Raw genomic sequence first — 13067 nt, 5'->3', positions numbered from 1 at the left:
ACAGCTTAATTACTTAATAAATTGTATTTAATATGAAAACGAGGTTTTCTATTCTTTCTTTACTCCTGATTCCAATTCTATTTTCTCAATGCAAACCTGCTGGAGAAAGTAATACGCCTCTTCCAAAACTTGGAAATTGGCATGTGGATGAAAAAACTGTCGATGGAGAGGCAGTTCAAGACACTGTGTATCATACCATAGCCGATTTTTCCTTTACCAACCAAAAGGGGCAGACCATCACCAATGAGTCTGTAAAAGGAAAGGTGTACGTGGCGGATTTCTTTTTCACCACTTGCCCTACGATCTGCCCGATCATGAAAAAAGAAATGATTCGGGTCTATGAGAAATATAGTGCTAATCCGAATTTCAAAATCCTGAGCCATACCATAGATCCTGAATATGATACCCGGGAGGTGCTGGAGGATTATGCCGAAAAACTGGGTGTGATGGATGCAAAAACCTGGAATTTCCTTACTGGAGACGCAGAGAAAATATATGAAATAGGCCAAACCAGCTACCTAACCACTGCTCAGGAAGACCAAGCAGCAGCGGGAGGGTTTTTGCATTCCGGGGCTTTTATTCTGGTGGATCAGGAAGGCCATATCCGTGGCGTGTACGATGGCACCAAAACTGATCAGGTGGATCAGTTGATTGCAGACATCCCCAAGATTTTAGAGGAATGAAGAGGTTTTTGACGCTATTGCTTCTTGCGGCTGCTTGTGCCCCAAAATCAAGCAGTGAGGACAATACCCTGGCGCAAATCAGTGATTCTGAGGTGATGAAATATGCCGTGGAAGGCAAGCATATCTACGAAAATCAATGTGGCAACTGCCACCAAAATGATGGGACTGGGCTTGGGCAACTGATTCCACCGCTGAAGGATGCTGATTATTTCCAAGAGAGCGTACACCGTAGTATTTGGATAATGAAGTATGGTCAGCAGGGGGAAATCACTGTCAACGGGCAAGTTTACGATCATCCCATGCCTGCCAATCCTCAACTCACCCCACTGGAAATCTCTCAGATCAGTACCTATTTGTTCAATATCTGGGGAATGAACGAAGGGAAAATCACGGCTAGCGATGTGGAAAAATACCTGAGGGAAAAGCCTGAAATGTAATTACTGAAGTTTCTCTTTTGCCTCATCCAGCACGCCGTTGATCTGATCCCGGACTTCCTTAACTGTAATCATTTGCTCGTCTAAAAAAGTCATGGTCTCCTCCTCCGTCATTTCTTGATCTGTACCTTCTGTGTAGGTACGCATCCAGGCAAACATTTGATCATAAGCTTGATCCAGGTCATAGGCCAGAGCTTTTAACTCTTCTATCTTAGCCTCATCGGGGTTTTCTGAAGTTTCCAGGCTTTCGGCCTTATGAAGTGCTTCCTTTTCAAACGACTTCAGCTGGCCCATTTTCGGCATCACTTCGTCATGTATGGCAATGACCTGCTCGCGGAGCGTAGCTTCTTCGGACTTTCCGCCTGAACCACAAGAACTTAAAAGTGTAAATATGGCAAAAGTCAAAAATAGAATGGTTCTTTTCATGATATAAGGGTTTACTGTGGCAAAGGTACTATTTTATCTTAATTTAATCTTAAAAATTAAGCTAGTATTCCAGTGCAATTTATTCAAAATCAGCTATTACTTTTATGATGCTTAAAAACCTCGCCTATGAAACCATTTTGCTTTGCAGACGGACAGATCATCTCCACAGAAAAAGCCAGTATCCACCCTATGGACGTAGGGTTGATTAGAGGATACGGGATTTTTGATTTTCTGAGAACGGTTAATTTCCAGCCTTTATTTCTTGAACACTACCTGGATAGGTTTATCGCCTCTGCGGAAAAAACCTTTATTCCATTGGAATACTCAAGGGCTGAGCTCAAAGCAATTATTCAGGAGTTGATAGAAAAAAACCACCTGAAGGAAGGCGGTATCCGCATGGTATTAAGTGGGGGAGTGTCTAAAAACCACTTTTCTCCCGCTAAAGGAAAGCTATTCATCTTTGCGGAGACACTGCTTTTCCCCCCTATGGAAAAATATGAAAAGGGCATCAAACTCCTGACTCTTGAGTATGTCAGACCCATCGCCGAAATCAAAACTACCAATTATGCCTTGCCGGTTTGGGACAGCATGAGGTGGAAAGATGCCGAGGCAGAAGATGTACTCTATCACCTCAATGGTATGGTGAGTGAGAGCTCAAGGAGTAATTTTTTCATCGTCAAAGATGGTCAAATCAGTACTCCAGACTCGCACATATTGATGGGGATTACGCGTAAACACATCATGAAACTTGCCTGCAAGGTACTAATCCGGCCCATAAGTCTGGCCGAAACGCTCAATGCAGACGAGGCTTTCATCACCAGTACCACTAAGAAACTGCTGCCAGTCACTCAGATTGATGATCGTGAAATCGGAAATGGAAAGCCGGGCCCGGTTGCCTTGGATTTGTTGGAAAAGTTCAAGCTTCTGGAGAAAGAGCTCTGCTTTTAAGCCCAGGTCAGGCCTATTCCACTAATGTTCCATTGGTCAGGATATACATCAGCTTATCCGGGTCCTTTTTGTTCAAGGTCAAGGTGCCGCGGACTCTCACCCGCTTGGAGGTGTATTTGATAGGACTGGCCATATCCACTTCCATCACTGTCTCCGGGCCTCCGGATCCGCAAAAGAAACATTCCGCCAATGGTAAGCTGGAGAGGATGATGTGGTCTGGTTTGAACATGCCGTCGAAAGGGATAATGTATCCGTCTGCCTCTACGACCTTCCCTTCCATTTTGGTGATGTTTTCAGAAAATACCGGTACATAAAGCTCTCCATATTCATCTTCAGAGATGGTATAAGTGACCTCAGAGAGGTTTTTCCAAACGTTTTGATCCTGCGCAAAAAGAGCAAAATTCACCAAAATCATCATCCCACACAGCAATATGCCTTTCTTCAATAGCTTCATTTTAATAGTCCTGTTTAAATTTTTCGCTAGTTAAGCCTTTGTCAATTGCTTTGCAATACTTGTTTGATAAGCTGCGAAAGCCGGTATTACAGAGGCTAGAATTCCCACTGCTAACGCGTAAGCCACTACCCAAAGTTCTTCTTTCAAGAAAATCCAAGGCTGTAGGCTGCCAACCACCCCTTGCTCGTTCAAGGAAATAATGACCGAGAGAAAACTGTGTCCTAGGAAAATGCCGATGATTGCACCTAAAAAGGTGAGCATTATTCCTTCCAGAAAAATCAAAAACAGCAATTGTAAGCGAGAAGCGCCTATGGCACGTAAAATCGCCAAATCATACTTTCTTTCCTTCAGGGAATTGTACAAAGCGATGAAAATACCCAGCCCCGAAATCCCTATGATTACTATCGCCAAACCCTGAAGCAGGGAAATGCCTACTCCTAGCAATTCGAAGAGCCTATTCATTTCAAAGGAAGGGGAAGCAGCCTGCATGGATGTCCCGGAATTAATCATACGCGGAAGCTGAATGGCTGCCATGGGATTTCTATATTGGACCAAAAGAGTGGTGATCTCCTTGGCCTCATCCGTTTTTGGAAAACCTTTGAGAGCTACCTCCCTGGTCAAATCAGCTGCATGATGCTGATGCGCTACTGTGGCGCTGGAGTCTGACTCTGTCTCCTCCTCATGCGTCAGCCAAACGGACTCAATGCTCGTCAAAATCAACCTGTCCAGCACATTGCTTTGCAGATCCAGTACCCCAACGACTTTGAATTCATTGGCATCATGATCATGACTTCCTGCACTGATTCCATGACTTCCCACGAAGGTATCGCCCACTTGGTAACCTGTCTTGGCGGCTACCTCAGCTCCTAAGACCACCTCAAAAGGCAGGGTCCAAAGTTCGCCCTGAGCTAATTTTCCTTCATAGAGTGAGGGGTAATCATGGTTGGTCCCTACGATCCTAAATCCTTGGTAATTGTCTCCCATGGCCAGGGGAATGGTGTTCTTAACCAATCGGTTTCTGGAGAGTTTCTGAGCTTCTGCCAGCGGGATATTTCCCGTAGGAAAGTCCACATGGTACACGCCAGCGAGGATCAGCTGTAGGGGGCTGCCTTTGGCGCCTACCACTAGGTCAATTCCGGCAGCATCCTTGGTCATCTTTTTTTCAAACTGATCTTGGATCAAAAGCAGAACCGTGATAATCGCCAGCCCCAGGGCAAGCAGCAATACGTTCAGTCCGGTAGAGAGCGGTCTGAAGGTGAGGTATTTCCAGCTTAGTTTTAATAGATTCATAGTACAGGAACTTCTACAAAATTCTCCACATGCTTTTTCACTCGCTGGTCATGTGTCACTATGATCAGCACAGCTCCTATTTTCAAGGCTTGATTTTTTAATAACTGAATGACTGCTTCTGCATTTTCGTCATCCAAACTGGCCGTAGGTTCATCTGCCAAAATTAATTTGGGATGATTGGCCAGGGCTCTGGCTATAGAAACCCGCTGGGCTTCACCCTCGCTGAGGGTACTCACTGCAGCAGAAATTTTGGCACCCAGGCCTAATTCCCCCAGAAGGGAGGAGATGTCCTGTGTTTTTTTCACTGAGAAATATTGGGCCATTTGCAGGTTTTCTTTCACATTCAAAGCAGCTAGCAGATGTGGCTTCTGGAAGACTATCCCGATTTCTTCACCTCTATACTTATCCAGCTGCTGGGCAGAGAGGCTGCCGTAAGTTTTTTCTCCCAGCTGAATGCTGCCTGTAGCAGGGCTGAGCAGACCTGCCAGAAGATTGAGGAAGGTAGTTTTTCCACTACCGCTTTTCCCTAATACCAGCAGGGCTTCACCTCCATCCAGCGCTAGATCAGGGAATTTCATGGTAGCTTGCCCGGGGTGGGCAAAACTTATATTTTCGGATTGAAAAAGCATATCATTTAACCGGAATAGTGACGGTGAAGGTTGTCCCTTTTTTAGGTTTACTTACAAATTTGATTTCCCCCTTGAGCACGTCAATACACTTTTTTACTATGCTCAGTCCAAGTCCAGAACCTTCGACTATACCCACGTTTTTGGCACGGAAAAACCGGTCAAATAGCTGGCTCTGTTCTTCTTCTGGGATGCCGATGCCATAGTCCTTTACCGTCCCTATCAGGTGGTTGTTTTCATATTTCAGACTGAATTCCACTTGCTGACCGTCCTTGGAATATTTCACGCCATTGGAGAGTAGGTTTTCGAAAATCTGGTAAAGCAACTCACTATCGGAGGTGATTACCTTGGGTAAATTTTCCAGCTCTACATTGATGGTCACACCATTCTCCACGCCAGCCCGCACGGTGTCTAGTAGTTCTTTTACAAAAGCACCGGTAAACATTTTCTTCGGGTGAAAATCAATCTTGTCCGCATCAGCTTTTCCAAAAAACAATACGCTGGTCAGCAGATTGTTCAGCGCTCTTACGGAGTTCTCGATTTTAAAGGAGTGTTTGGCGATTTTTGCTTTAAAGGGATGCTCTTTTTGAGCATAGATCTGTAGGAGCTGGGCCGAACTCAGAATGGAGGTGAGTGGGGTTTTAAATCCATGAGACACATTCAGGACTATTCTGGATTTCAGTTCATTGATCTCTCGTTCCTTTTCTAGGGCTTTGGTGAGTTCCTTGTTGGCATTGTAGAGCTCTTCGGTCCGCTGCTTGACCTTTTCCTCCAGCTCATTGTTCAGCTTTTGGAGTTCCTTTTCCTTTCTGTCCTTGAATATGGCCAGTTCGATCACCATGTTCAGTTCCCGGATATTGAAGGGTTTGATCACGTAAGCACTAGGGTTGGTGCCTACTACCTTGTTCATGGTCTCCGCATCCGAGCTTGCACTGAGGTACACTACAGGGATGTCAAACTTCTCGTTGATAATCTCTGTGGTGGTGATGCCATCTAGTTCTCCAGCTAGATTGATATCCATCATGACGATGTCTGCCTGGTGCACTTCTAAAAGTTCCAGCGCCTTTTCCCCTGAATCGGCGACGCCCAGGATTTCATGCCGGTTTTTTTCTAATGCTCTTTGCAGCAAAAGAGCCGATACCGCATCATCTTCGACGATGAGGATTTTCAAACTAAACATAGGTCATGGCTAAGTGTAAAGGATTAATTCAACTCCGAAAATATAAAAATTATTCAAGCTCAGGAATTAAAAATCCATTCTGCATGCATCAGGGGATGGATTGGAAGAAGAGATGTTTTTTCCTAGGATATTAATCGGGTTTTCTTTTGTCAGCGTGCTGATTCTTTTATTTTTGTGCCAAACTTTAGAAATCGCATCATGAGTGTACTAGTAAATAAAAATTCCAAGGTGATCGTACAAGGGTTCACCGGGTCAGAGGGTTCTTTTCACGCACAGCAAATGATCGAGTACGGAACTAACGTAGTCGGTGGTGTTACGCCAGGAAAAGGAGGCTCAACTCATTTGGAAAAACCTGTTTTCAACTCTGTAGAAGAAGCCGTTCAAAAGACTGGTGCAGATACTTCTATTATTTTCGTACCGCCGGCTTTCGCAGCTGATGCGATCATGGAAGCTGCAGATGCAGGTATCAAAGTGATCATCGCTATTACAGAAGGGATTCCTGTGGCAGATATGATGAAGGCTAAGCCTTACATTACTGAGAGAGACGCAACCTTGATCGGTCCAAACTGCCCGGGTGTAATCACTCCAGGTGAAGCAAAAGTAGGCATCATGCCAGGTTTTGTTTTTAAATCCGGCAGAATCGGTATAGTATCCAAGTCAGGAACTTTGACTTACGAAGCTGCAGATCAGGTAGCCAAAACTGGCTTAGGCGTGTCTACTGCCATCGGTATCGGTGGTGATCCTATCATTGGAACTTCTACCAAGCAAGCTGTACAATTGCTAATGGATGATCCTGAGACTGACGCGATCGTGATGATCGGTGAGATCGGAGGAAACTACGAAGCAGAGGCTGCCAAGTGGATCAAAGAAACCGGAAATAAAAAGCCAGTAGTAGGTTTCATCGCGGGACAAACTGCTCCAGCTGGACGTAGAATGGGCCATGCAGGTGCGATCATAGGTGGAGCTGACGATACTGCTGCTGCCAAAATGAGAATCATGAGAGAAAATGGAATTCACGTAGTAGATTCTCCGGCTGAGATCGGAGCTACCATGGCTAAGGCCTTGGGCGTAAAAGCATAAATGATTGTCGGGTGTTTGGTGACGGATACCCGATGATAAAAAACCGCTTCGATTAAGTTCGGGGCGGTTTTTTCTTTTTTAGTAGCTAGATGTAAGACCTGAGTATCAAGACTGGAGCACTTGAGATCAAGTTAAAAATTCAATCGGATGTTTTCTGAAAGTAACTTCTACTTCTTGCAATTTGGCCATCTGGAAAAATAAATCTCATCGATAATTCATCATTAGATTTTTTCTCAATCACAAAGGGATAAGGTTCTATTTTCCCTGTCTTAAAAACATAAAGGGTGTCTCCCTTTAGTAGCCAACGTCCTTTAAGGTGAACTACCTTTTCTTCTCTCTGATTCACATCTGACCAAAAAACAGAATCTTTAGTAAATTTATAATATGCGCTATCCAAGACAATTTGATTAAGCCGATGTATCTTTTCTTGCCCCTCCTTATCCAAATTTTTATATCCACTAGACAAAACTAGATTCTCTAAACTTTGAGATTTAGTAATTTTCCAAGAACCCAGCAGGTATTCTGGATCAATGTTGAGTAAACTGAAAAGTATAACTATAGGATAGATGAGTTTCAGCATAAAAATGAAGTAATGAGATTTTAAATCACTAGTTAATCTATGAAATTAAAGTTGAATTGACAATTGCCTAATCTCAAATTTTCAATTAAAAATTTCAAATCCTAAACCTTACCTTTGCCGCTTCAATTCCCATACTTATGATTTCAGTAGATAATGTAGCCGTCATTCATAGCGGTTCCACCCTTTTTAGCAATGTTTCCTTTGCCATCAACGAAACCGACAAGATCGCCTTGATGGGGAAAAACGGTGCCGGGAAATCCACACTTTTAAAGATCATTGCTGGTCAGACTGTCCCTAGCTCCGGTGCTGTGTCTGCACCCAAAGACTTTGTGGTAGCTTACCTTCCGCAGCATTTGCTCACTTCAGATGATTGCACAGTGATGGAGGAGACCTCCAAAGCTTTCGCAAGCTACCTGAGTATGAAAACTGAAATCGATCGAATCAATGAGGAATTGACTGCCAGAACGGATTACGAATCGGAGGAATATTACAAGCTGATCGAGCAGGTTTCGGAATTAAGTGAGAAATTCTATGCCATAGAGGAAGTGAATTACGAGGCTGAAGTTGAGAAAGTCCTGCTTGGATTAGGGTTCGAGAGAGCTGATTTGACAAGAGCTACCTCAGAGTTTTCCGGAGGATGGAGAATGCGGATTGAGTTGGCAAAAATCCTTTTGCAAAAGCCTGATTTGATCCTACTGGATGAGCCTACCAACCATTTGGATATTGAATCCATTCAGTGGCTGGAGGATTTTCTTTTGAATAAAGCCAAAGCAGTGGTGGTAATTTCCCACGATAGGGCTTTTGTGGACAATATTACCACCCGGACCATAGAGGTGGCCATGGGGCGCATTTACGATTACAAAGCAAAATACAGCCATTACCTAGAGCTTCGCAAGGAAAGACGCGAGCAGCAGCAGAAGCAGTATGAAGAGCAGCAAGCAACGATTGCAGACATTCAGGGATTTATCGATCGCTTTAAAGGGACTTATTCCAAAACACTCCAAGTGCAGTCCCGGGTGAAAATGCTTGAGAAGATGGAGATCATAGAAGTGGATGAAGTCGATACCTCTGCATTGAAACTGCGTTTTCCGCCATCTCCTAGATCAGGAAATTATCCGGTAATCGTGGAAGATATGAGCAAAAGTTATGATGATCATGTGGTATTCAAAAATGCCTCCATGACTATAGAACGAGGTCAGAAGGTTTCTTTTGTGGGGAAAAATGGAGAAGGTAAATCCACCATGATCAAGGCCATCATGGGAGAGATAGACTTTCAGGGGAAATGCGAACTGGGTCACAATGCCATGGTGGGGTATTTTGCGCAAAACCAAGCTTCCTTGCTGGATGAAAGCCTGACCATATTTGAAACCATAGATCACATTGCCGTAGGTGAAATGCGTACCAAGGTGAAGGACATTTTGGGAGCATTTATGTTCAAAGGGGATGATATCAACAAGAAGGTAAAAGTACTATCAGGTGGAGAAAAAACCCGTCTGGCCATGATCAAACTCCTACTGGAACCGGTCAATCTGCTGATTCTCGATGAACCTACCAACCATTTGGACATGAAGACCAAGGATATTATCAAAGACGCACTCAAGGCCTTTGACGGGACGTTGATAGTGGTTTCTCATGATAGGGATTTCCTGGATGGTCTGGTGACCAAAGTTTTTGAATTTGGAAATAAGCGCGTGAAAGAGCACTTCGAGGATATCAATGGTTTCTTGAGAAATAAGAAAATCGAAAACCTGAAAGAAGTAGAGCGCTAGAGAAATTACATTCCCGCAATTACCTAAAGCTCACTGCCCCTAATCCGTCTTTACTTTCCCGCCAGGGTAAAGGGAAGCATAAATAAATTCCTGATTAAGGAAAAGGAAAGGTCTACTGCAAAACCCAGCAACCTGAAGGGCAGCAGTAACAGCCATACGATAGGGTATAGGACAAGGGCAATAATGGCCAATGGCCAGCAAAGGACGAAAAGTATGCACCAAATAAGGAAGCTAAGCATAGTTGATTGTGTTTTGAAGATAAAAATCAATTCCTGAGCCAAACCTGAAAATCGCTCCTGAGGGCATGTTTGAAGGATTTTTATGCTAACCCTTGTATTGATTTCGGACAGTGAAGGCGCTTGTACCGCACAGGTTTTGGGGAATTAGGGTGTTGTTTTATGGGTGACAGTACAGGATAGCTGAGTTTTTTCATTCTACTATTTTATGGGTTTGGTTTTACTTGGCAATTCATATGACGAAACAAACTTACCATTACAATCAAATCTACATTTGGCTGATCAGCCTCACAGCGGCATTGGGAGGGTTTCTGTTTGGGTACGATTGGGTGGTGATTGGCGGAGCCAAACCATTTTATGAACCATTTTTTAATGTGAGGTCTGCTTCTGATCAGGGCTGGGGAACTAGTTCAGCTTTGGTAGGCTGTATGATAGGAGCGGGGATTTGCATCTTGATTTCGGATAAGTTAGGAAGAAAAAGATTACTCATTGCTGCCGGTTTATTGTTTTCCGTATCTGCGATTGGAACTGCTCTGGCAGGGACTTTCTGGGAATTCAACTGCTATAGAATTATCGGTGGCGTGGCGATGGGAGTGGCTTTAAACCTCTCGCCCCTTTATATTGCCGAACTTTCACCTCCCGAGAAACGCGGCAAAATGGTAACCATCAATCAGCTGCTGATCATGATCGGAGTTTTACTGGCTCAGTTGATCAACTGGCAGATTTCCCTTGCGGATACTCAATTGGCGGATGATGCCACTTTCGAGCTGATTGCAGCGAGTTGGTCTGGGCAAAATGGCTGGAGATGGATGTTTGCTGCCGAGGCTTTTCCGGCACTTTTATTCTTTGTGTTGATGTTTTTTGTGCCTGAGTCCGTGCCTTGGTTGATCAAGAATAAGGAGGAAGATCGGGCGCGTACCATTCTCCAAAAGATCGGAGGGAATGCCTATGCCGAGGACTCTATTGCTGAGGTAAAAACAACCTTGAAGGAAGGTGATTTTGGGCAGGTGAATCTGAAGGAATTGTTTCAAAAGCGAATTATGAAGCTATTGGGAATAGGTATTTTTCTAGCTTTTCTACAGCAGTGGAGCGGAATCAATGTGGTGATCTATTACGCTGCGGATATTTTTCAGGCAGCTGGTTATAATCTCAAGCAGATGATGCTGAATATAGTGGTGATTGGTGGGGTGATGGTTCTGTCGGTGTTTATCACCATTTTTACAGTGGATAGATTTGGGAGAAAGAAACTTCTGCTGATCGGTACTTCTGCGATGGCAATTTTGTATGGTCTGATTGGCTACTTTTTCTTTATAGATCTCGGCGGAAATGCAGTTGTATTTGCTGTATTGGCCAATGTGGTGTTTTATTCCTTCACCTTGGCACCCCTGCTTTGGGTGGTGCTTTCGGAGATTTTTCCTACTCGAATCCGGGGAGCAGCGATTTCCATAGGAGCGCTTGCGCACTGGGTTGGGAACTTCACCCTGACCTATTTCTTTCCCGCTATCCGTGAGAATCTAGGATGGGCAAATAACTTCTGGCTCTATGGAGGTATCTGTGCTTTTGGGTTTCTGGTGATTTACTTTGTGCTGCCTGAGACGAAGGGCAAGTCCTTGGAAGAGATAGAAAAGGAATTGGTGGGGTAATCTCAAACCGAATACCTAGACCTCACCGAAACCAAAAAAGGAATCAAACAAAGCGCAGAAATAGCCAGCGGAGGTAACCCGAATATCACGAGCAGAAATAGGAAGAAAAAGACCAAATACCCCAGTTTTAAAGCTTTCTCCTGCACGTTTCTCCATTTGACCAAACCGTAAATTCCCATGTTCAGTGAGATTAAAAGAATGAGTAGAAAGAAGAGATCCGGGAGATTTTCGAATGATCCAAACCTATAGATGATTAAGGCGATTTCGGGGAAAAGAATACCTAGAATTGGTACCGAATGTTGCCACAGCTTTCTGGAGAAGCTTATCGGCATATTATGGAAATAACTCAATTGCTCTGCTTCAAAAGCTGCTTTCTCCATCCAAATAGGAAAGTGACAATAGGCGGCACAGAGCAAGCCAAATTCCAGCCATCTCAGATCATAACCCCCACCGGAATAGAAATAGAAGAAGCCATTCAGCAAGAAGATGCTGATGATTTTTACAGCCAGAATCAAAAGGGTTCTATTTTCCCTCAAATGCATCAAAAACCAAAATTCGAATTTCAGCTTCTTGAAAATAGCAGATCTAACTCGTGTGCTTTCGGGAAATGGTTTCTTGAGTTTGAAATAAAGGAGAGTGATATCGGCTAAGAATAACCCAATGAGAAAAAGCCAGAGAATTAACAGCTTACCTCCAGAGCGAATCCCAATTCCTACATAAGTCAGCAGAATCGAATAGGCTAAAATCAGGGAATGGTTTGCCAGCCAAACGGGTAGGAAGTTTCGGCCAAGTTGGGACCATGTGAAAAAGCCGAGTTGATGAAACATTCTGAAATGCTTGTGATTCAGAAGTCGAAACTGAAATCGTTTTTGAGCGAAAGCATAACCTAGGAAAATAAGAAGAATAGCATGAAAACCTGTAGAATTCTGAAGCAGTCGCTCGGCAATCAGGAGGTGTTGCTTCATTTCCATAAAGACCCCAAAAACCAAGATGAGCAAAATGAAAAAGCCCAGAAAAGCCCGGTAGAAAGTGACTACAAAAGTCTTGAAAAACAGCTTATTCATGACTTTGGACCAGGTTGCCATCGGCGATAGTCAGCACAGAATCGTAGGCGAAAAACTCTTCAAAGTCTGCGATATGGGAGGTGAGTAGAAAACTAACTCCCTGTTCTAGTTCACGTTTTACCAGTTCGGTAAGTCGCTTCTGCGAACCCACATCGATGGTGGTGTAAGGTTCATCCAGAATGATCAAGCTAGGTTTGCCCAGAAATGCTAAGATCAATCCTGCTTTTTTCAGCATTCCTGAGGAATAGGTGGTGATCGCATTTTTGGAAAAATCACCAATACCCAGGATCTCTTTTAAGGATTCAATTTGGGCTGTTTCAGCTCCTTTGGTTTTGGATACAAAAGCAATCAACTCATCCAAACTTAGGAAGTCAGGAAATAGAGGTTCTGCCTCGGAGTAGTTGACCAGCTTGCGAAAGGGGATAGGATCTCTTCTTAGTGAAACTCCATCCAAAATAATCTCACCCTCAAAGTCATGAATTCCGGCAATTGCTTTCAGTAAAGTTGACTTGCCAGAACCATTTTCACCTTTGATCAGATGTATGCCCTTAGTCAATTGAAGAGATTCAATTTCCAACTGGAAACCTGTAGGGTAAGATTTTTTGAAGTGCTGGATTTCTAGCATAGGGTTTTAACCACAGAGTACACAAAGGT

General features: G+C 43.8%; 14 protein-coding genes. 6 read left to right on the top strand and 8 right to left on the bottom strand.

The features are described 5' to 3' along the window. Positions 1-32: 32 nt before the first annotated feature. On the top strand, positions 33-683 hold the full coding sequence (locus tag PBT90_RS13405; protein ID WP_264811095.1) for an SCO family protein: 651 nt from the start codon (positions 33-35) through the stop codon (positions 681-683). Beyond that, positions 680-1120 (top strand): c-type cytochrome, encoded by a 441-nt coding sequence (locus PBT90_RS13400; protein ID WP_264811094.1) that lies wholly within the window; start codon positions 680-682, stop codon positions 1118-1120. The genes PBT90_RS13405 and PBT90_RS13400 overlap by 4 nt, the downstream gene beginning before the upstream one ends. Here PBT90_RS13400 and PBT90_RS13395 read toward each other — a convergent pair whose 3' ends face one another. Next, positions 1121-1543, bottom strand: a complete 423-nt coding sequence (locus PBT90_RS13395) for a hypothetical protein (protein ID WP_264811093.1) — start codon at positions 1541-1543, stop codon at positions 1121-1123. 126 nt (positions 1544-1669) lie between these two features. On the opposite strand from PBT90_RS13395, the gene PBT90_RS13390 reads away from it, so the two are divergent. Then, the gene (locus PBT90_RS13390) at positions 1670-2491 is read left to right on the top strand and encodes an aminotransferase class IV (protein ID WP_270129701.1); all 822 of its coding nucleotides are present in this window, start codon (positions 1670-1672) and stop codon (positions 2489-2491) included. 13 nt (positions 2492-2504) lie between these two features. Here the strand turns inward: PBT90_RS13390 and PBT90_RS13385 are convergent, their stop codons facing one another. The 4 genes from PBT90_RS13385 to PBT90_RS13370 are packed head-to-tail and all read right to left on the bottom strand — an operon-like array spanning position 2505 to position 6041. Beyond that, complete coding sequence (locus tag PBT90_RS13385) at positions 2505-2945, bottom strand: hypothetical protein (protein WP_264811091.1); 441 nt, start codon at positions 2943-2945, stop codon at positions 2505-2507. A gap of 30 nt (positions 2946-2975) precedes the next feature. After that, positions 2976-4235 (bottom strand): ABC transporter permease, encoded by a 1260-nt coding sequence (locus tag PBT90_RS13380; protein ID WP_264811090.1) that lies wholly within the window; start codon positions 4233-4235, stop codon positions 2976-2978. Next, positions 4232-4813, bottom strand: a complete 582-nt coding sequence (locus PBT90_RS13375) for an ABC transporter ATP-binding protein (RefSeq protein WP_270129700.1) — start codon at positions 4811-4813, stop codon at positions 4232-4234. The genes PBT90_RS13380 and PBT90_RS13375 overlap by 4 nt, the downstream gene beginning before the upstream one ends. A gap of 52 nt (positions 4814-4865) precedes the next feature. Further along, positions 4866-6041, bottom strand: a complete 1176-nt coding sequence (locus tag PBT90_RS13370) for a hybrid sensor histidine kinase/response regulator (RefSeq protein WP_264811088.1) — start codon at positions 6039-6041, stop codon at positions 4866-4868. 198 nt (positions 6042-6239) lie between these two features. Between PBT90_RS13370 and sucD the strand changes: the two genes are divergently transcribed. Continuing rightward, positions 6240-7121 (top strand): succinate--CoA ligase subunit alpha, encoded by an 882-nt coding sequence (sucD, locus tag PBT90_RS13365; RefSeq protein ID WP_270129699.1) that lies wholly within the window; start codon positions 6240-6242, stop codon positions 7119-7121. Between the two features lie 139 nt (positions 7122-7260). Here sucD and PBT90_RS13360 read toward each other — a convergent pair whose 3' ends face one another. Then, positions 7261-7701, bottom strand: coding sequence for a hypothetical protein (locus PBT90_RS13360; protein WP_270129698.1), 441 nt, complete (start codon positions 7699-7701; stop codon positions 7261-7263). Positions 7702-7838: 137 nt separating this feature from the next. On the opposite strand from PBT90_RS13360, the gene PBT90_RS13355 reads away from it, so the two are divergent. Beyond that, positions 7839-9470, top strand: a complete 1632-nt coding sequence (locus PBT90_RS13355) for an ABC-F family ATP-binding cassette domain-containing protein (protein WP_270129697.1) — start codon at positions 7839-7841, stop codon at positions 9468-9470. A 472-nt stretch (positions 9471-9942) separates the two neighbouring features. After that, positions 9943-11349, top strand: coding sequence for a sugar porter family MFS transporter (locus PBT90_RS13350; protein ID WP_270129696.1), 1407 nt, complete (start codon positions 9943-9945; stop codon positions 11347-11349). Between the two features lie 2 nt (positions 11350-11351). On the opposite strand, the gene PBT90_RS13345 is transcribed toward PBT90_RS13350, so the two are convergent. Both PBT90_RS13345 and PBT90_RS13340 read right to left on the bottom strand, forming a co-directional pair. Further along, entirely contained in the window at positions 11352-12413 is a 1062-nt protein-coding gene (locus PBT90_RS13345) for a hypothetical protein (RefSeq protein WP_270129695.1), read from the bottom strand. Beyond that, positions 12406-13038 carry an ABC transporter ATP-binding protein gene (locus PBT90_RS13340; RefSeq protein ID WP_270129694.1) on the bottom strand — a complete coding sequence of 211 codons (633 nt, stop codon included), beginning with the start codon at positions 13036-13038 and terminating at the stop codon, positions 12406-12408. Before PBT90_RS13340 ends, PBT90_RS13345 begins: the two co-directional genes overlap by 8 nt. Positions 13039-13067 lie beyond the last annotated feature (29 nt).

Origin of the sequence: Algoriphagus sp. TR-M9 (assembly GCF_027594545.1) — a bacterium.
GTDB classification, from domain to species: Bacteria; Bacteroidota; Bacteroidia; order Cytophagales; family Cyclobacteriaceae; genus Algoriphagus; species Algoriphagus halophytocola.
This window is presented reverse-complemented; position numbering and strand designations above follow the sequence as displayed.